Here is a 16,779-nt window from a genome sequence, read left to right on the forward strand (position 1 = left end):
GCGGAGATTCTTCATGGCTACACCATCGGTCAGTTCCTGCCTGCTGCTCGCCCCGATCCTGTTGGCCGGACTGGGCCCCATGGCCTACGCGGCAAGCCCGGCTGGCACCGCCGAGGTCACCTTGGGCGGGTTCGTCTACCGCTGGCCATTGATCGAGCTTGATGGACCCGACGGCCCGCCCCCACGCGGACCGGTGGAGTTGAGCCTGCTGGCACCCTCGATGACGCCGCGCTCCGAAGGCATTCGCACGCGGGGCGGGCCAAGCATGCAGGCGATGCTGCACGATGTGCCCATCACCATCGAATCACCCGAGGGCATCACGGTGAATGCGATGCTGGAACGCAAGCTGGTCAATGACGATCGCAGTGTGGTCGGATCGCTGGAGCGACGTGATCCTCGCGAGCGCCTGGAGCTGCGGGTGCAACAGCCCGAACAGTGGGGGCTTTCACCGTCCACCATCAATGAACAGCTGATGGACGCTTATGCGCGCGACTACCTTACCCGCTACGGAAAAGCGCTGCCGCGCTCCCCGGCCTTCGAGTCCGATTGGTACATCGCGCGTGCCGCCAATGGTCGGGTTGGCACGTTCATCTCCTGCGACCGACCGCATACCGCCCTACCAGTATCCGGCGGACAGACCGCTGGCGATCCTGCAGCGAACGATGGCGCCCAGCTCGCCAACTGCATCCACTATTTCATCGTTCCAGGCCGCAAGCTGTTCATCCAGATGAGCTACCAGCAGTCGTGGCTCAAGGATTGGAAGCATATGGAAGATGGGGTGCGTGCCATGATCGGGCGGTATGAGGTGCGCTAGAACGCGTAGCGGCGGCTGAAAGAGGCGTGGCCCGCTCACCCCATCCGCTGCACTACCGCCTGCTGTTCCTGCACCTGGCTCTGTTCCTGCACGGCCACCTGCTGTTGCGACTGGCTGATCTGCTGCGCCTGCTCCATCGATTCAGTTACCGGCGTCTGCGCGGCGACCGCGGTGGGCATGCTGGCACGCAGGTGGGCAGGGTCTGATGGATCGCCCTGAACCACGAACACATTGGTGCCGGCGTGGCCCTGCTCATTGGCTTGGCTGAGCAGCACGTGGTCCACGCGGGACAAGCCATTCTCCTTTGCGAGGCAGAACAGGCTGCCGCACATGCGCTCACTGGTTTCGTCGGGGGTGCGCCCGTGGGCAGCATCCAGAGACGCCACGCCGCGGTTCACCTGGTCCATCATTGCGCGGTCGTTGTCGGACAGCAGGAACTGCTTCCAGTCGCGTTCCGGCATCGGGTTGCGCTCGACCTTGTTCAGATCGCTCTCCGGGAACGGCGCCTTGATGCTTTCGATGGCGGGGATGTTGTTCAAGGGCTTCAGTGCGCCCTCGTGCCGCTCGATCGGGATCGGCCCGACCTGCATGTGCAGTCCGGCATGGTTCAACGCACCCCAGGTGAAATCGGTGCAGCCGTTGGAGAAGGCGTCGTATTTCGGGTCGAAGCCGAAGCGGGTAGGCGCCCTGCCAAACTCCTGAAGCTTCTCGTACTGCTCCTGCGTGATCTCGATGGTGCGTGCGTAATAGGGATCTGCGTAGCTCGGCACGTCGTCAGGAGAGACCTTCCCGAGGTAACCGTCCGGCGTACGGAGACCCGGCTGCCAGCCCATGCTGCGAGCCTCTTCGCCGTGGGACACCTCAAGGTACATGTGGCCCGTCAACGACGTCTCGCGCGGCGCATCCGGTCGCTCGGGATTAATCAGCGGCGTACCGGGCGCGGCAGCATAGATGGTTACGGTGTAGCGATCGCTCTGGTCCATTACTCACTTCGCTCTTGCGTTGTAGCCGATGATCAACTCGGCAGGTTTCCCCTGCAACAGGGGTCTCGGCTCCAGAAGTTCCACGCGCAGGTGATACCTGCCGGGTGCGGGCGCCGAAGCACGGGCAAACGAAAGGACGTCAGATAGCATCCCCTCGCGCTCCAAACCCGCCTCGTACAGCATCGTCCCGTCCAGACCCGCCGTCCTGACACCGGGCGTGAATCCGTCTTCGCCAATGGCGATGCGCTCCCGCAGATCAGGCCCAATACGCAGCAGTGGAACATCATTCCTCTGCTCACCCTCGATACGCTGCAGATGGACCCGAGCCGGCAGACCGCCGCGGACGATCAGGTCAGAGTAGGCGATGAAGGATTTCACCTCCGTTCCCTCGATTCGCACACCGATAATCAGCGACGACCACGCCAGTTCCCCCGGCGGCGGCAGATCAAATTCCAGATCCGCGATCACACCCGGTTCGTCCAGCGCCACGGGCCGCGTCAGCGGCACCTGCGTGCGTGCGGCGGCCTGCGCGGCATCAAGCGGCGCCACGGCCGGCGGCGCAGGGGCAGGACCGCTGCAGCCAGCGAGGGCTGCCAATGCCACAGCCAACGCGGCATTTCGGAGACGTCCTGATGTCGGATTCAGCATGATGCATCCCTGTTCGAGGCGTACCCGCACGGACTGACGGGCGGTCTGATTTCCTTGTTATGCCGAGCATAAGGGAAGCGGATAAGCGGGAAGTGATGACCGTCACGGGATTGGGTTGGTCAGGCGCATACGACGCCCCCGTGAACTCAGGGAGTATTGAGCGATTTCTGAAAGACACTTGCAGCGACACTGGCCACCTTGATCGCCTGTTATCAGGATGCCGTTGAATATGGACGCTGCGCGGATGAATGCTCGGACGCAGGTCTTTTCAATCGGGCTTCTGAACTGGAAGTCCATGTCTTCCATTGCAGTGCTCTGCATTCTGCTCGGCGCCTCTTTCATGGCAGCCTCTCCAACGGGCGGAATTGTCTTCGCCGGCGCTGTGTCGGCCGGCCTGCTCGGGCTGCTGGGATCGACGGTGGCCCGCGCCCGTGTAGTACTGACTGATTCAACGATCCGGATTGGCGTGCTGCCCTACCGCGTGACGCTTCCCTATTCCGAACTGCTTTCAGACCAAGCTCACCAGGTGGCCGATGGGGATGCGGTCCGGCTGAAATGGCGAAAAAATGGAATAGGCCTGCCCGGGTTGTGCGTTGGCCACTTCACCACACGCTACGGGAGACCGGTTTTCGCTGCAGTAAGTGGTAGCAGGAACCGTGTCCTGATCCCGACCCGCCGCGACTTCGACCTTCTGGTTACCGTCGAAGACGCAGCCAAGCTGATCGCCGAAGTGCGTCGGCGACAGCATGGCTGTGCGCGGGTCGGCGGTCGATAGGAAATCCAGCTGACTGAATTCCGCTCCTTCGCTCACCCCATGCGCTGCAAGGCGCCCTGTGTTTCCTGCTGCGTCCTTTCGGTCTCTGCCTGCTGCTGGTGCTGCGCCACGGCGCGCTGTTCGGCGAGCTCGCTGGCCACGGCGAACTGCTGCATCGAATCAGCTACTGCGGTCATGGCGGCCTGCTCTGTCGGCATGCTGGCGCGCAGGTGCGCCGGGTCATTCGGCTCGCCCTGGACTACATACAGCATATGGCCGGCGGGGTTACGCTCGGTCGCGTTGCTCAGCAGCACGTGGTCCACCCGCGAAAGATCATTGTCCTTGGCCAGCACCAGCAGACTGGCGCTCATGCGTTCACTTACCTCGTCGAAGCTGCGGCCATGCTTCTCGTCCAGAGTAGCCACGCCCTGACGAACCTGCTGGTAAAGCGCGAAGTCGGGATGATCCCGCTGCGTGGGGTCCTGAGATTGAGGCGGCGCCGCGTGATGCTCCATCCGTGACTCGTAGGCAGTAGGCTCCTGCGCAACCGCCACCTGACCAGGGAGCACCGGTGGGCGGTGACTGTCCACCACGCCGGCGTCCGCGGCTTGAGCAACCTCTTCCTTTGGCGCCGAAGCAACCTGCAAGGTCTCGTCAGACGGCCGCAAGCGTTCCGGCCCCTGCCCTTCCTGCACGGCGGCAACCGGCACGCGGGCAGTAGCATCCGGCGGCGCCACTGCAGGGGCCGGCGCGGTGTCGCGGGGGCCCGCCACGGGCACCTCCGCAGTTCGCGTTACGCGTGCCTGCTCGATCTCAGCCTGATTCGCCCGCGCCGACGTATCGGGAACCGCGGCGGGCACGTCCACAGCTTGCGTAGTCGCGCGCTCGCTGGCCGCCTCCTCCTGCCGCTGGGCAGGCAGCTCATCCTGGCGCTGACGCTCCGCCCGTTCTGCTTCGGTTGAAGATGGCGCGGACCGCTGAAGCTCTGCCGGCCGCTCAGCCTCCCTCGGCACAGCCGCAGGGTCCACCGGCGGCACTGACGCCGCAGCTGCACTGGCCGCCGCCATCTCCGCAGCCTGCGTCGAGGCCATGGAAGGCTGCTGCACCGGCGGCACCGCCATGCGGCCCATCTCGCGATCGCGCGGCACGTCCGTTTCCACCGCAGACGCGCGCACTGGGTCTGGCTGCGCACCATTGGCCATCAGCGCCGCCACGGACGCCGCCTGTTGTGCATCGGTCGTCGCAGCACCCTGGCGGTTCGCTTCATGAAGCGCCTGGCGATGCGCGTCCTGCTCCTTCGGAGACAGCGCCTCGATGCGCAGCTCTGGGGTGTCCGGTACGGGCGCCTGTTGCTCCGGGCGCACGCTCACCGTGCCCAGCGTGGGAACGGCTTCGTCCGCCCGCTCGGGTGCGATGGATGCCTGCTGCTGGCTGGCCTGCACCCGGGCAACATCTTCAACTGTTGTGGTCGCGGTAAGCACCATCCGATTGCCGCCGGCATCGCTGAAGGCGGCAATCGCGCTGCCTGCACCCGGCGCGTGCGTACGCGGGTCCGGCATCAGTTCCAGCACCACGTCGGGCGGCCGGCCGGTGCTGGCCAGGCTCTGCTCCACGGCCGCCGATGTGGCGGCCAACTCGGACTCACTGCGCTCAATGCCGTGCTTCAGATACAGCGCCGCCACCTGCCCGCGTATGCCCTCCGGTGCCAGCTCCAGGCTTGACCGGATACCGTCGGCCATCGCGGTCATTTCCGCGACACCGGCATTCTGGCTACGCCAAGTGACGTCCAACTGCTCGGCCATGTTGCCATTGGCCATGCTGTCGAAGACCAGACCTTCGCTGATCCACCTGCCGTCCGCCTGGCGCGTGTAGTCATTGCCATCGCTGGCCCTGAGCGTATTGGCGTTGTCCCGCGCCTGTTGCACCGCCTGTGGAATGGACGGGTTGTCCGGTCCGCCGAAGTCGCTCCAGCGCTCCTGCGCGTGCGCCACCATGTAACGCGCAGCCATCGCAGCGGGGGTATTGGCAGCGTTCTGGGCGATCACCGTCCGCGATTGCTCATCCAGCGCCAGTGCCCGCTCGGGCGATACCGCGTCGTGCCGAATCACGGGTACGCGGCCATCCAGCGTCTCCCTGATCTCAAGCTGCCATTCGCGAGACTGCGGGTCGCGGACGAACTCCCGGCCACTCTCGAACGGGGCGCGCGGCGGCTGGTCCACGCCGCTGGCACTGAGCCGGTACGGGTCCTGTGGCGTCGGCGGGTTGGCCAGCCCCAGCTCGTATGAGGCGCGTGCGGCCTGCCAGTTCAACTGGCGTCCCAGCGTGCCCGATGCCACGTAGGCGGCGCGGAAGGTAACGTCCTGCCCCTGCGCGTCCTGCACCGGCCGCACCTCGATCCCGCTGCCGGTATCACTGCTCTGCACCTGTTGCTGGTGCGCGCCGCGCAGCCAGCGGCCCTCGGCGTCGGCCGGATCACGCGTCCACGTGCGGCCCATCGGATCGACCTGGGTGTAGATGCGTTCGATATCCTTCTGGTCGGCCCAGCGCTCGCCAAGGTAGGCGCCGACCGCGCCGCCGCCGATGCCCGTGGCCAGCGCCCCCGGCCCTGTCCATGAGCCCGTAGCGAGCCCGACGCCGGCGCCTGCAACGAAGCCGCCCAGCGCGCCGCCCACGTTGCGGCCCATGAAGTGCGCAGCGGTGGAATCGGCGCCTGCCGCATTGCCCTGCGCGTTCAACTCCACCCACTTGTGGCCGGACGTGGCGAAGTCGTGTGCCAGCAGCGCGACACCCGCCACGCCCGCGGCCTTCATTCCCGGGCTGACGCGTGCAGCGTGCGCAGCGTCGCCGCCCATCTCAGCTACCGCGGCGGCACCCGGTGGACCACGCGGCGCGCCGGGCTGCCCGGGTGCGTGGGGCGTCAATTCCGGCACATCGGCATACAGGCGTGGGCCTGACCCAAACTGCGGACGCGCAGCGACCCACTCCGCGCGCACGCGCGTCATGTCGGCCAGGTTCAAGGCATGGAACTCATCCACGGGCCGGCTGAAGAGCGTCTTGTCGACTGCATCCCAGCCTTGGATCGGTGTGAGGTGCCGACGTATCTGGGCCACGTCGACGGCGTGGCCGCTATTGATGGTGGCCTGCTGCGCGATGGTCCGTTCGAGTGCTTGGTATTCCGCAGCAGACGCGCTCACGAAGGCAAGCGGGTCAGGGCCAAAGGCGCTGACCGGGTAACCGTTGATGCGTACGTCCGGGTGCTTGAGCGCGGTGGTGAGCTCAAAATTGCTGAATCCGCGGTTGGGCGGTGCGTTTTCTACGAAGGCCAGTAGGGGCTTGCCGGTGGCTATGGCGTTTTCAAAATACTTTGAGCTGCCCGCGTTCCACATGATGTCATGAAGGGCGCCAGCATAATTCTTCTTATCAAAGGGCTCGATGCCCTGTGACTTCATGAAGCTCTGAAGACCGTCCGCCATGGCGCCGAACTCTGGGTGCCTAGCCGGATTGACATCCAGGTCCACGATAAACTCGCCCCATGGCGTATCTCCAATAATCCCCGTCCGCACGCCTGCCTCAGCGCGATACTGCGTTGCGTTCTGGTAGTTCGATTGCCCAGAGCTATCCTTGCCTGAAAAGCCCAAGTACTCAGTGCCTACGGGGAGTTCAGGAGGCGAGGCTTGCATCGCCTTGGATAAGTAGAGCTCGAAGCTGGTGACAGCGTCTGGCCCCGAACCGGGAGACCTCAAGTAAGCGGCCACGTCACTCTTCTGTTGCAGCGACAGGGGACTGCCATCCGCGGAGTTGCTTGCGCCGCTTAACGTCGTGAATACGTAATCGTCGAAGCCCGGACTGCTCATGGCGCTTATTCCTCAGGCACGTGCGCTGGAATGGACACTTCCGCAAGAATCAACACGCCATCGGCGGCTATCGCCTTTTGATCAGAAATAAGGACGCCTGCGTTTGCCAGCGCTTCCGCAGTCGTCGTTGCGAAGTACTTCATGCCTTCGTCGTTGTCTGTTCGGCCGGCGTAAGCGAGCACCAATCCCCACGCAAATTCACACAAGAAGACGTAGTCATCCTCATCTGCATCGACAAACAGCTTTTTGAATCCGACGATGGTTCTGATCAGGCGCTCATGCCCCAGATCAATGGTGTATGCCCATTCGCGATTCACACCTTCCCCAAGCATCGTCTCAGAGCCATAACAACCTAGCCCATCAAGAAACCCTCCATCCCGAATGAGAGAGTATTGGTATTCCCTACCCGGACGACCGTCTTCGAGGTCCGCAGGAAGTACGCGTGGCCGAGGTATTGATATCCTGCTGATTGGATCATATGAAGAGTTTGAAAGCGCCTGAAAGAAGATGGGCATGTCGGCTTCCTTTTTCCATTATTGTTAGCGAGCACCTTGAGGCAATTTCAAACCTCCTCCGTTCACCAAGACGCTTCACCCGCGAGTACTGTCATTGCCTCCATCAGCCAGGAGAGGCGGCCGCAATGGCGCTGACAGGATAGCCATTGATCACGCCCTGCGGATATTCCAGCAGCGTCACCAGCTCAAACCTGTTGAAGCTGCCATCACGCGGCGCGTTCTCAACCAATGCCAGCAGTGATCCCCCGGCAGCCACGGCGTTGGTGATGTACTCCGCACACCCGGCGTTCCACATCATGTCATGGAGCGCACCGGCGTACTTCTCATGGAAGGGCGCGATGCCTTGCTCTCCCATGAAGGCTTCAAGAGCCTGCACCATCAGCAGGAAATCAGGATGCTGGTCTGCATTGATACGCAGGTCTTCGATGAACATTCCCCAGGGCGTGTCACACATCGTGCCGTAAGCCTCGGGTGCATCTTCCACGTACGCCAGCGCGTTCGTATAGTTGCTCATGCCCATGCCATCGATGCCGGAAAAGCTGATGCATTGCATGCCATAGGGAAGCTTGGCTGGATGTTCCTTCAGCTTTTCCAGAACGTACGTGGCGAAGCTCGCACCGGGAGCAGGCCCTGAGCCCGGCGAGGTCAGGTACTGAATTGTCCGCTCAACCTGCTCGCTCGACAAAGCGCTCTGATCACTGACGTTATGCGCGCCTTCCAGCGTCGCGCGCGCGTAGTCACTGAACGTGAGGTTGGCCGTACGAACCGTCTCGGCCGGCACTGGAGAGAATTGTTTCTTCAGCCAAGACCAGATTGCCATTGTGGGAGAGTACCTGGGGATTAGGAATTACGAACCCTGACTGGATCAGAGTATCGACGGTTGTCAGCGCCACATAGCGCAGATCGCATGCATGTTTTGGCCTTCCGGTGTGGGCCTTCACGAGCCCTCGCGCCATGCCAAAGAGGAATCTGAGGTGATGCCCCGGATTCTCCATCGAATCTCTCAGGCCCATCATCGAGTGGATGATCCGGCTGTTTAGAAGCTCAAGACCGAACAGGGTCACATCTCGCCCTTCGATGTTGATCGTCGTGTTGTGGCCCCATACCCCCAAGCCGCCAATCCGTCGACCGTTCTGATAGAACGCGTACTGGTACTCCGTTCCCGGGCTGCCATCGGGCATCGTCATGGGAAGGGTGCGCGGTTCCGGAATGGTGATGCCACTGGCGGCGTCGTAGGCAGCGCCCCTGCGTGACTAGAAATCGAGCGGCATGCTTCCTCCTTGAATAGAGCTGAACGCGTTGAGCCATGCCACTCAGGGCGGCCGCCCAACTCTCCCCACCTCAACGCAGCTTGTAAAGCACCGCCGCGCCCGGCCGCGCTTCAAATGCCGGCACGGTCTGCTGGGTCAACGCGTTGCCCTTGGCATCCCAAACCAGCGTCTCGACCGGATAGTCGTCCTTACGCGTCATCTCATCGATCTTGCTGACGATCACTGCATCTGCGTCAGCGGTCTCCGGGTTCCAGGTGAACACGCCCACGCGGCCATAGAACACGGCCGGGGCGGAGGCATCCAGGCGGCGGTCCGGGCACATCACCAGGCCGCGGTCGATCATGACGCGCAGTGCGCCAACCGGCACTTTCTTCACTGTCGGCGTGGTGCGCTCGGCGCTGTGGCCGGGGCAGACGTTGGCGGCGCGGGTGACCATGTTTGCGGCCACCTCGCGGTCGGCCTGGGCGAAGGCCAAGACGGGGCTGAGGCAAAGGGCGAGCAGGGCAAGAGGGGACGTCCGGGTCATGGCAGGTTCCTTGGGGGGTTTATGAGGCGAACTTAGCAATGGCCGGGGGATGAGTTGCAAAAATAATGTGAGGCCGGGTGTCGCGACGGGCCGCGTTCACGGTCACTGCAGGCCCTCGCAGGGGGGGCGTGGCGCCTGTGTAGGTGACGGGCTCGCCGTACGCCCGCATGACTTGTGGCGGGTCGATGTCGTGTCACTTTTGCAGATTCGCCCATGTACGCAATGGCCTATGGCTGATGGTATGGACGCGCTGGCGACGAAGAGCGTCAGCCGGGATTGGCATCCTGCAAGCGCACTGGATCTTTGACTCTGTTTTGCCCTTTGGGCACGGCGGAGAATGCACTGCATCGCACGTCGGTTTTATGGCGGGCGATGTGGGGGATCCCTGATCCGCCGGTCTTTTTGATCTGGTCGCCCGGTATGCCAACCCGCATCGCCCGCCACCTCGCGCTTCGGCGCAGGTGGCCTCCAGCCTTGTGAGGTACGCCGATGGTTTCGCACTACCCTCTTAGCGCAAAGCGTCTATACGCCCTGATGGGCGATCGGATGATCGACTTCCCTCCCCACTTCATCGAACGCCTTGAGCGGAGGCTCGAAGCGTTCGAAACCTCACGCACCAACGAACATCGCGTGATGCACCTTCGCGTGGTGCCAGAACCCGCAGCGGATGCACCTAAAGAAGGCAGCGGTTGCCACCGGGAGCCTCAGCGCACCGCGGACGTCGCCGTGCCGATCCGCACCCTGCAGGCGCTGGCCTCGATCTTCGAAGTGCTGCACTCGGTGCATGTCGGCCGGCAGCAGGGCCAGCCCGATAATGGCTTCGGCGAATACCTCGTCGAAGGGCTGATCATCACCGGACGGGAACTGGTGCGGTCATCGGCGGATGCCATGTGGAGCCGGTCTTGAGCGGGCCGGACGGCGGCTTCGCCAATGCGCGCGTCAGCAACCTGCGTGCAGCCGAGATGGCCGAGTACCTGGATGCCCGCTTGAACATGGCCAACTACGATGAAACCACGTTCGCGCGCTCCCTGCTGCTGGTGTCCGAACTGCATGGCATGAGCCATATCGCGCGCGAATGCGGGCACAGCAGCGAGGTAATGCGCCGGCAGTTGAGCGGCAACCGGCCGCTGTACCTGGACAGCGTACTGGCCGCGATGCGGGCGCTGGGTATCCGGTTGCGGATAGAGGTGATTTGAGTGGGGTGCCAGCACCCCATCGATCCCGCATGGTTGGCGGCGTTTGATGCAACGCTGCGCAGGTACTTCGCCGTCGATCACGCGGACGTCGGAGCGGATGCGGAGGTACTGCAGCGTTACGCTGACTTGCCGGGCGACAGCGGTGCGATGGCCTTTGCCGACGATCATGAGCTGGCGAGGCTGGACTGGTGCTCGTGGGAGAGGGACTGACGGACACGAAGAGGATGGGTGTCAGGTGCGCGCCGGGCCGGCACGCGGTGATGTCGCAGACGGGGCCCAAGGCAGGGCACATAAAGTGGCACCATTGCCACTGTGTCCGCTACCAACCGATCGCGCTGCTTCTACACCGCCAGTGATTCCAAGGAGGAACATCATGCTGCATACGTCTGACCGCCGTAGCCAACTACGTGTTGTCCTTTTGCTTTTCGGGCTGCTTTTCCTGGTGCTGGCTATCGGCTACCACGTGGGCTTTATTGGCTTCGCGCTGATTCTGTTGGGCGCATCCGGCCTGCGTGATACGCGGTGGCAGGTGGGCATCATCTTCGCGTGCCTTGGCATGGCAGCCGCGTGGGGCAGGTACCACGTGGGCAAGCAGCGGGCAATGGCAGATTCGCCTACAGCGGGTCAGGCTACTACGCTATCCAACAGTGCCTCGCACTGGATATGAGGTCCGGACCGGGGGGCCTGGGGTCGGTCCGCATTGGCGCACTCAAAGCTGAGATGACGCGGATTGGTTCCTGATGGAACTTGCGATAGAAACCGTGATCGCTTACCGAGACTTTGACACTGCGACCCCTACAACTTTGCCGTTGACCCAGAAAGGATTGGTCCCATGAGTGTCCTGTCACCCAGTCGATGCCTTGCTTTGGCACTGGCCGCAGCTCTCAGCACGACGGCGTGCGCTACGCCGCCCGTTTAGGAGCTGGCCGACCACTCCACGAGCTATGTGTAGCCCCCCCCCCCCCTTGGACGCGACACGAATTAGGTAGGAGACTCTGTCAATGGCGGATACACTAACGGTGCAAGAGCGAAGTGAGCGCATGTCCCGGATTAGGGGCACGGACACGAAGCCGGAGCTATGGGTAAGGCGCTCGCTGCACGCCCTCGGCTTCCGTTTCAGGCTACATGTGCGCACCCTGCCTGGACGGCCGGACATCGTTATGCCAAAGTACGCCACGGTGATCTTCGTCCATGGCTGCTATTGGCATGCTCACTCCTGCCAAAAGGGGCGTATTCCGGCGTCCAACCCCATGTTTTGGAAAGAGAAATTCGACACGAATCGACGCCGTGATGCCAAGAATTATCGGGCGCTCCGGTCGACGGGGTGGCGAGTCCTCACGGTCTGGGAGTGTGAGCTCAAGTCCGCTGCATCAAGGGAGCGGGCCGTTGTACGTCTGGTAAGCAAGATCCGTCGCGGGCATTGAGACGCCCGCAAGCCAGAATCAGATCAGAATTTCGAGTTAGGAGAGGTACAGTGGTGGAAAAGAGCCTCAAGGTCGTTGATCTTTTCGCGGGATGTGGGGGCCTGTCCCTTGGCCTTGAGCAGGCAGGCTTCATGCCGGTTTTTGTCAACGAGCTGAATGACCACGCGCGAGCCACTTATATCCAGAATCGGGTAGGCAGGCACGAATGGCTTGGCGAAGCTGGCTTCAGCGCCGCTGATGTAAAGGGAATGGTCCTTGACAAGCAGTTCCTACCATCTCTTGAGTCCCGCCTGAAGGGGACATTTGGCATCGAGAACGGCGAGCTCGACCTGTTGGTAGGAGGGCCACCGTGTCAGGGCTTCTCCGGCATCGGACATCGGCGGTCATATGCCGTGGACAAGGAGCAGTTGCCTTCGAACCATCTCTTCCAGGACATGGCAGCAATCATCCATAAACTGCGGCCTCGTGCTTTTCTTTTTGAGAACGTTCGCGGCCTACTGAACAGCAAGTGGACCGAAAGCGGCACTAAGGGCGAGATCTTCAAGGATATTCTGGGAACCTATCAAGACATCCCGGGCTACTCCGTGGCTTACTCCCTTGTCTACGCGAAGGACTACGGCGTTCCCCAGAATCGCCCCCGTGTGCTCATGGTAGGTATACGGGATGACGTCGGCAGCGATATCCAACGTGAGGGTAACGCAGAGGATGCAATCAGCCGTGGCTACCTGCCCGCGAAAAGAGAGGACATCCAAACTCCTGACTTAATTGATCTGCTGGGTGACCTGATCGACCCGGATTACGAGAATGGCGGATCGACGACCCGCTATCCGGCAGCTGCGCGCACGCCTATCCAAAAGCTGCTTCGCACTCCGCAGGCTGGTGGGACGCCCTTGAAAAAGGGGGACATCATCACAGAGCATGATTACAGTAAGCATAACGCTCTCGTCTTGGCCAAGTTCAGGGCCATGCAGACCAATGGTGGCAAAGTACCCAGCGAGTTCCAGACGAAGAAGTTCGCCCAGCGCCTGCTACCCGCGCACTGGGGTGAGGAGGGGCCCACGATCACGGCGACGTCCCTAGCCGATGATTACGTCCACTTCTCACAACCACGCGTCCTAACTGTGCGTGAGTGGGCGCGCCTTCAGATGTTCCCGGATTGGTACAAGTTTGCCGGCAAGCGAACCACTGGGGGCATCCGTCGTGCGGGCAACCCCAGGGAAGGGATTTTCGATCGAGAAGTCCCCAAATACACGCAGATCGGCAACGCGGTCCCCGTCGGACTTGCGAATGCCGTCGGCGAACATCTCGCGAAGATTTTGCGGCCCGCCCCGAAACTGAAAGGCTAAGCATGCCTGATGCAACGGGCGCGCAGAAGAGCGCCCGTTGCACGTGCACCGCATCGGCCCTCCGTCAGCCAACTCGATCGAGCCTGTAACGGGTAGCCGGAGGGAAGAGCAAATCTAAGTCGTGAGGGCGGATCTTGAACAGGTACCCATGGTCCCTAACCCGGAAAGTATCCTTGCGCGCGGCGGGCACGCGATGCATCACGAGATCCAGCTCGATCTTGCCTATGTCCAACAAGTCGGGCAAGTTTGCCTCAAGCGGACCCTTGGTGTGAGCCACCTCAACATAGTGGAACTGCTCGCCCGCACCTGCGCCGTTGCTCTCGGCCTTCACCCAGAATGTCTCGTGGTGCTTCGCGGTCAAGCTCTTCTGCAAGTCCTCTACCTTCCAGCAAAGCAACCGTTCACTGCGACCTTCGACGAGGCGAGTCGCGTAGAGGAGCCCAGCCTCACGCTCGAGATAAAACCCCTGGCTATTTGGCTTGGCGCTGAGCGTTCCGTAGATCTGGACTCGCCCGTCACAATCCTCATACCCGTGTTTCTCAAGCAGCTCTAAACCGGTGCCTACCGGGCTGTCTTTCCAGAGAGGTACGCGTGAGAAAAGGGTAATGCGGTTGGCGCTTTTTCTACCCCCCTTCATCGAGCGTGATGCCTTCAGTTCGATGCCCTTGAAATCCGGCTCCTTGCGGCTGTTCGGCGCAATTCCGAGCCTGCGTTCCAATGTCATGCCTACCCCGGTGGGACCAGGAACCACCGTCAGCAAGGGACCTTCTGCAGAAATCTGCCGCAGGTGTTGCAAGAGCTCCTCCGCCACATGGCTTGGACTCGCCAGAACAGCCAACAGCCTACCGAGCGGAGTCCCCGGATCTGCACCAGACTCCAACAAGCCATCTCGGCCCGCATTTACGATGTACAACTGGCCTTGTACATGTAGAACCGCCAGAAGATCGCCGGCGCCAGCATAGTTGCCGAGTTTGGTGATCCAAACCCGCGGGTCGCCCGACTTCGTCTCAGGGCGGTACAACGATATGAATTCGTCGCGCCAACCGTCGCGCTCCAGCACCTTCACCGGCTGCCGCAGCTTGGCCGCCGGTCCCTGCGCTTGTTTGCTGAAGTCGTGGTAGCCGACTTTCGCCAAGTAATCGCGCAAAGAAAGATGCGCGTCCATGATGGACTTGGCTAGTCCAGTTGCGGTAGGGACTAGGTAGCCCGCTTCCGCTCCAAATTGTGCGAAGAAGCGAATGGCTTCTTCAAGGGGCCTATTGGCTATCGCAAGCATTCCATTGATCCACGAGAACTATCGTAGATCGATGGTGCCATTTCCGTCGCCAGGTAACCAGATCCGTCATCGGGCTGCGGCCTTGACGTGTCAGCAATGCTACTGGCCTGCATCCAGGCAGGACGCCACACACAAAGACGCAGACTTGGTAAAAAGACGGTCTTAGCTAGCGAACGCAAGCAGAGGGTACTTCACAAACACGCCAGACCGTCTGGTACTCGAAATGGTGCAATATTCTGAGCGGCTGTACTGACTAGAAGTCATGCTGCCGGGCTGCATAGGTAGTGCCTGAGGCGTCGCGCTCCGCAACCCAAAGGAACGGCTGCAGAAGACAATCCGGGCAACGACCCGCCGATGGCCATGCGTCCTGCATTCAGAGCGACCGATCGCGATAGCTGCTCCTTTAGTGCCGAGATAAAGCTTTTTCAACGTCGTTTTGTAGAGGCAATCCGGTGTGGTGAGCCCGCTCTTCGGTAACCCCCCGTTTTTAGCCGTCGCCAAAAGTGGAACTATGCTGCCAACGCCAACTTCTGCATTGGCGTGATGCCGCCGAGCGCCATATTCGGCCGCTCATGGTTGTAAGTCCACAGCCAGCGGGTGGCAATGTCCTGAACCTGCTCGATGTCGTTGAACAGGTTGCTGGCAAGCCACGCGTATCGAAGGGTTCTATTGTAGCGTTCGATGTATTAGCTAATCACTATGGGGCCACGCTAGATACTGATGGGGAACCGAGAGCGCCAGAGGCTATGTGCAGAACGCATAGACGCCACAATCTGAAGGATCGGCGCACGCTTAAACAGCAATTTACCGGGGAAATATTGCTATTGAATCAAAGGCACCGGCCTCTTTAAAATTTAATACTAAGCAAGGCCGGCGAAGTTGCTAACACTCAGAGCGGGGCCCTAGACCTGCTGTTAGCGCCATCCATAGACAGTACGTCAGGGCTCCAACTGACGGTCGCGCAGGTTTAGAACCTGATAGGAAGCCGTTAACGGGCCCAATAAGTTTCATCGAATTATCATTTGAAAACGAATCCAGAAACCGCCAAAAACCTTTCCCTCCTAGCTTGGCCCGTAGATTTACCTAAGAATATAGTAGAGATAACCGGACAAACCTTCGAATCGCTCCGCCTTGCGCAGTCAGAGCTAAACGGCGAGGCGCTGGAGCTTTTCATTGCTCAACACTTGGCGAATCACCTCCAACAGGAGCGGCTCAGCAAACTCAACTACAAAGTCTTGATCGCTTTCCTTCATTAAATACTCCCCAGCACGGTGATGAGCAATGCTACATCGTACACGAAAAAGCCAATACGCCGCGACCGTCGTGGCTTGCCCTATGGTCACCCCATTAACTTTGACTGCAGCCCATTGAGAGATCTCCTTGTAAGGATTTTTGTCCTTTCCGAAATCCTGGAAAACCTCAGTCGCGACATCCCAATGATGAGAGACGGCATCTAACGCAAGCTTAATATCCTGATGGTTTTCACAAAACTCATTCAACAGGGACTTTATCTTTTCAAGATCAGTCGCTGCGTATGAGGACATTAATTTGTTCAGCCCATTCAGATTAGGAGGAAGTCTTGTCATCCGCTGTACGATGTACCAGTCGACCAGCAGTTCCAACTGATGATAGTGTTTCAGAAACCGGTCAAACGGGTGCGCGGCCAATGCCGCGCGCGCGCACAACATATTAGATGAGGGATGGACCAGCTTCATCTCCCGGCTTGCCTTAATGAAAGGTACGCCCGAGCGCTTTCTTACGCCCAAAGGCTCCCCAACATGGACAAAGCTACCCCAAAGCACGGACGTCTCTGCACAAGATGAAAGATAGTCCGCCACCTCCAACTCATCAAGCACCAGGTAATCATTTCCAAGAACACGAGAAAGAGAAAAATCAACTCTCTCCTGCTCTGTTAGATATGCGCAAAGGTGATAATCGGATCGCCCTAGTGGATTCTCAACCGGACGACTGGTGAAGCATAGGAGCCCGATCAAGTGTCCCTCTGGAGAATAGACGTCTAGATCGACACTGAAAGTCGTCGAAACGTCGCATCTGACGGGGAGGGCCACCCTGCCGTTGACGACCAATCTGCCATCGCGCTCATGCACGTCTACGTTGAAACCATCCAGAGCGTCAGTATTTGCTAGAAGACGAACATTATTAGCATCCATG

General features: G+C 60.8%; 16 protein-coding genes and 1 pseudogene. 7 read left to right on the forward strand and 10 right to left on the reverse strand.

Translation table 11 applies throughout. From position 1 onward, the window contains the following. The first annotated feature begins 13 nt into the window (after positions 1–13). Positions 14–814, forward strand: a complete 801-nt coding sequence (locus tag RTX79_RS13585; protein WP_312684327.1) for a hypothetical protein — start codon at positions 14–16, stop codon at positions 812–814. Between the two features lie 35 nt (positions 815–849). On the opposite strand, the gene RTX79_RS13590 is transcribed toward RTX79_RS13585, so the two are convergent. Both RTX79_RS13590 and RTX79_RS13595 read right to left on the reverse strand, forming a co-directional pair. After that, entirely contained in the window at positions 850–1,797 is a 948-nt protein-coding gene (locus tag RTX79_RS13590; RefSeq protein WP_312684328.1) for an XVIPCD domain-containing protein, read from the reverse strand. Between the two features lie 3 nt (positions 1,798–1,800). Continuing rightward, positions 1,801–2,445 carry a hypothetical protein gene (locus tag RTX79_RS13595; protein ID WP_312684329.1) on the reverse strand — a complete coding sequence of 215 codons (645 nt, stop codon included), beginning with the start codon at positions 2,443–2,445 and terminating at the stop codon, positions 1,801–1,803. A gap of 223 nt (positions 2,446–2,668) precedes the next feature. Here RTX79_RS13595 and RTX79_RS13600 point away from each other — a divergent pair, with 223 nt between their 5' ends. Then, positions 2,669–3,220: a hypothetical protein gene (locus tag RTX79_RS13600; protein WP_312684330.1), complete on the forward strand. Its 552-nt coding sequence runs from the start codon at positions 2,669–2,671 to the stop codon at positions 3,218–3,220. Positions 3,221–3,252: 32 nt separating this feature from the next. Here the strand turns inward: RTX79_RS13600 and RTX79_RS13605 are convergent, their stop codons facing one another. From RTX79_RS13605 to RTX79_RS13625, 5 genes are all read right to left on the reverse strand, one after another. Further along, positions 3,253–7,053 (reverse strand): XVIPCD domain-containing protein, encoded by a 3,801-nt coding sequence (locus tag RTX79_RS13605; RefSeq protein ID WP_312684331.1) that lies wholly within the window; start codon positions 7,051–7,053, stop codon positions 3,253–3,255. Between the two features lie 5 nt (positions 7,054–7,058). Then, positions 7,059–7,568 carry a hypothetical protein gene (locus RTX79_RS13610; RefSeq protein ID WP_312684332.1) on the reverse strand — a complete coding sequence of 170 codons (510 nt, stop codon included), beginning with the start codon at positions 7,566–7,568 and terminating at the stop codon, positions 7,059–7,061. A 103-nt stretch (positions 7,569–7,671) separates the two neighbouring features. Next, on the reverse strand, positions 7,672–8,388 hold the full coding sequence (locus tag RTX79_RS13615; protein WP_312684333.1) for a hypothetical protein: 717 nt from the start codon (positions 8,386–8,388) through the stop codon (positions 7,672–7,674). Further along, positions 8,306–8,755: a hypothetical protein gene (locus RTX79_RS13620; protein ID WP_312684335.1), complete on the reverse strand. Its 450-nt coding sequence runs from the start codon at positions 8,753–8,755 to the stop codon at positions 8,306–8,308. The genes RTX79_RS13615 and RTX79_RS13620 overlap by 83 nt, the downstream gene beginning before the upstream one ends. A gap of 154 nt (positions 8,756–8,909) precedes the next feature. Further along, positions 8,910–9,341 carry a hypothetical protein gene (locus RTX79_RS13625; RefSeq protein ID WP_312684420.1) on the reverse strand — a complete coding sequence of 144 codons (432 nt, stop codon included), beginning with the start codon at positions 9,339–9,341 and terminating at the stop codon, positions 8,910–8,912. Positions 9,342–9,911: 570 nt separating this feature from the next. On the opposite strand from RTX79_RS13625, the gene RTX79_RS13630 reads away from it, so the two are divergent. The 5 genes from RTX79_RS13630 (at position 9,912) to RTX79_RS13650 (ending at position 13,331) form a co-directional block, all read left to right on the forward strand. Then, complete coding sequence (locus tag RTX79_RS13630) at positions 9,912–10,271, forward strand: hypothetical protein (RefSeq protein WP_312684336.1); 360 nt, start codon at positions 9,912–9,914, stop codon at positions 10,269–10,271. Then, the gene (locus tag RTX79_RS13635) at positions 10,268–10,561 is read left to right on the forward strand and encodes a DNA-binding protein (RefSeq protein ID WP_312684337.1); all 294 of its coding nucleotides are present in this window, start codon (positions 10,268–10,270) and stop codon (positions 10,559–10,561) included. Before RTX79_RS13630 ends, RTX79_RS13635 begins: the two co-directional genes overlap by 4 nt. A 373-nt stretch (positions 10,562–10,934) precedes the next feature. Then, complete coding sequence (locus RTX79_RS13640; protein WP_312684338.1) at positions 10,935–11,228, forward strand: hypothetical protein; 294 nt, start codon at positions 10,935–10,937, stop codon at positions 11,226–11,228. A gap of 334 nt (positions 11,229–11,562) precedes the next feature. Next, complete coding sequence (locus tag RTX79_RS13645) at positions 11,563–11,985, forward strand: very short patch repair endonuclease (RefSeq protein WP_312684339.1); 423 nt, start codon at positions 11,563–11,565, stop codon at positions 11,983–11,985. A 53-nt stretch (positions 11,986–12,038) separates the two neighbouring features. Beyond that, complete coding sequence (locus tag RTX79_RS13650) at positions 12,039–13,331, forward strand: DNA cytosine methyltransferase (protein ID WP_312684341.1); 1,293 nt, start codon at positions 12,039–12,041, stop codon at positions 13,329–13,331. Positions 13,332–13,395: 64 nt separating this feature from the next. Here the strand turns inward: RTX79_RS13650 and RTX79_RS13655 are convergent, their stop codons facing one another. The 3 genes and pseudogenes from RTX79_RS13655 to RTX79_RS13665 form a co-directional block, all read right to left on the reverse strand. Further along, on the reverse strand, positions 13,396–14,607 hold the full coding sequence (locus RTX79_RS13655) for an MvaI/BcnI family restriction endonuclease (RefSeq protein ID WP_312684343.1): 1,212 nt from the start codon (positions 14,605–14,607) through the stop codon (positions 13,396–13,398). Between the two features lie 509 nt (positions 14,608–15,116). After that, positions 15,117–15,293: pseudogene (locus tag RTX79_RS13660) on the reverse strand (integrase core domain-containing protein); the annotation flags it as partial. 459 nt (positions 15,294–15,752) lie between these two features. Then, positions 15,753–16,778 (reverse strand): hypothetical protein, encoded by a 1,026-nt coding sequence (locus RTX79_RS13665; protein ID WP_312684344.1) that lies wholly within the window; start codon positions 16,776–16,778, stop codon positions 15,753–15,755. Position 16,779: the final 1 nt, after the last annotated feature.

It is taken from the genome of Stenotrophomonas chelatiphaga, from assembly GCF_032054965.1.
GTDB lineage: Bacteria > Pseudomonadota > Gammaproteobacteria > Xanthomonadales > Xanthomonadaceae > Stenotrophomonas > Stenotrophomonas chelatiphaga.

Coding starts and splice junctions, on each gene's coding strand:
- RTX79_RS13585 (WP_312684327.1), top strand. CDS start 14: ATGGCTACACCATCGGTCAGTTCCTGCCTGCTGCTCGCCCCGATCCTG.
- RTX79_RS13590 (WP_312684328.1), bottom strand. CDS start 1,797: ATGGACCAGAGCGATCGCTACACCGTAACCATCTATGCTGCCGCGCCC.
- RTX79_RS13595 (WP_312684329.1), bottom strand. CDS start 2,445: ATGCTGAATCCGACATCAGGACGTCTCCGAAATGCCGCGTTGGCTGTG.
- RTX79_RS13605 (WP_312684331.1), bottom strand. CDS start 7,053: ATGAGCAGTCCGGGCTTCGACGATTACGTATTCACGACGTTAAGCGGC.
- RTX79_RS13610 (WP_312684332.1), bottom strand. CDS start 7,568: ATGCCCATCTTCTTTCAGGCGCTTTCAAACTCTTCATATGATCCAATC.
- RTX79_RS13615 (WP_312684333.1), bottom strand. CDS start 8,388: ATGGCAATCTGGTCTTGGCTGAAGAAACAATTCTCTCCAGTGCCGGCC.
- RTX79_RS13620 (WP_312684335.1), bottom strand. CDS start 8,755: ATGACGATGCCCGATGGCAGCCCGGGAACGGAGTACCAGTACGCGTTC.
- RTX79_RS13630 (WP_312684336.1), top strand. CDS start 9,912: ATGATCGACTTCCCTCCCCACTTCATCGAACGCCTTGAGCGGAGGCTC.
- RTX79_RS13640 (WP_312684338.1), top strand. CDS start 10,935: ATGCTGCATACGTCTGACCGCCGTAGCCAACTACGTGTTGTCCTTTTG.
- RTX79_RS13645 (WP_312684339.1), top strand. CDS start 11,563: ATGGCGGATACACTAACGGTGCAAGAGCGAAGTGAGCGCATGTCCCGG.
- RTX79_RS13655 (WP_312684343.1), bottom strand. CDS start 14,607: ATGCTTGCGATAGCCAATAGGCCCCTTGAAGAAGCCATTCGCTTCTTC.
- RTX79_RS13665 (WP_312684344.1), bottom strand. CDS start 16,778: ATGGATGCTAATAATGTTCGTCTTCTAGCAAATACTGACGCTCTGGAT.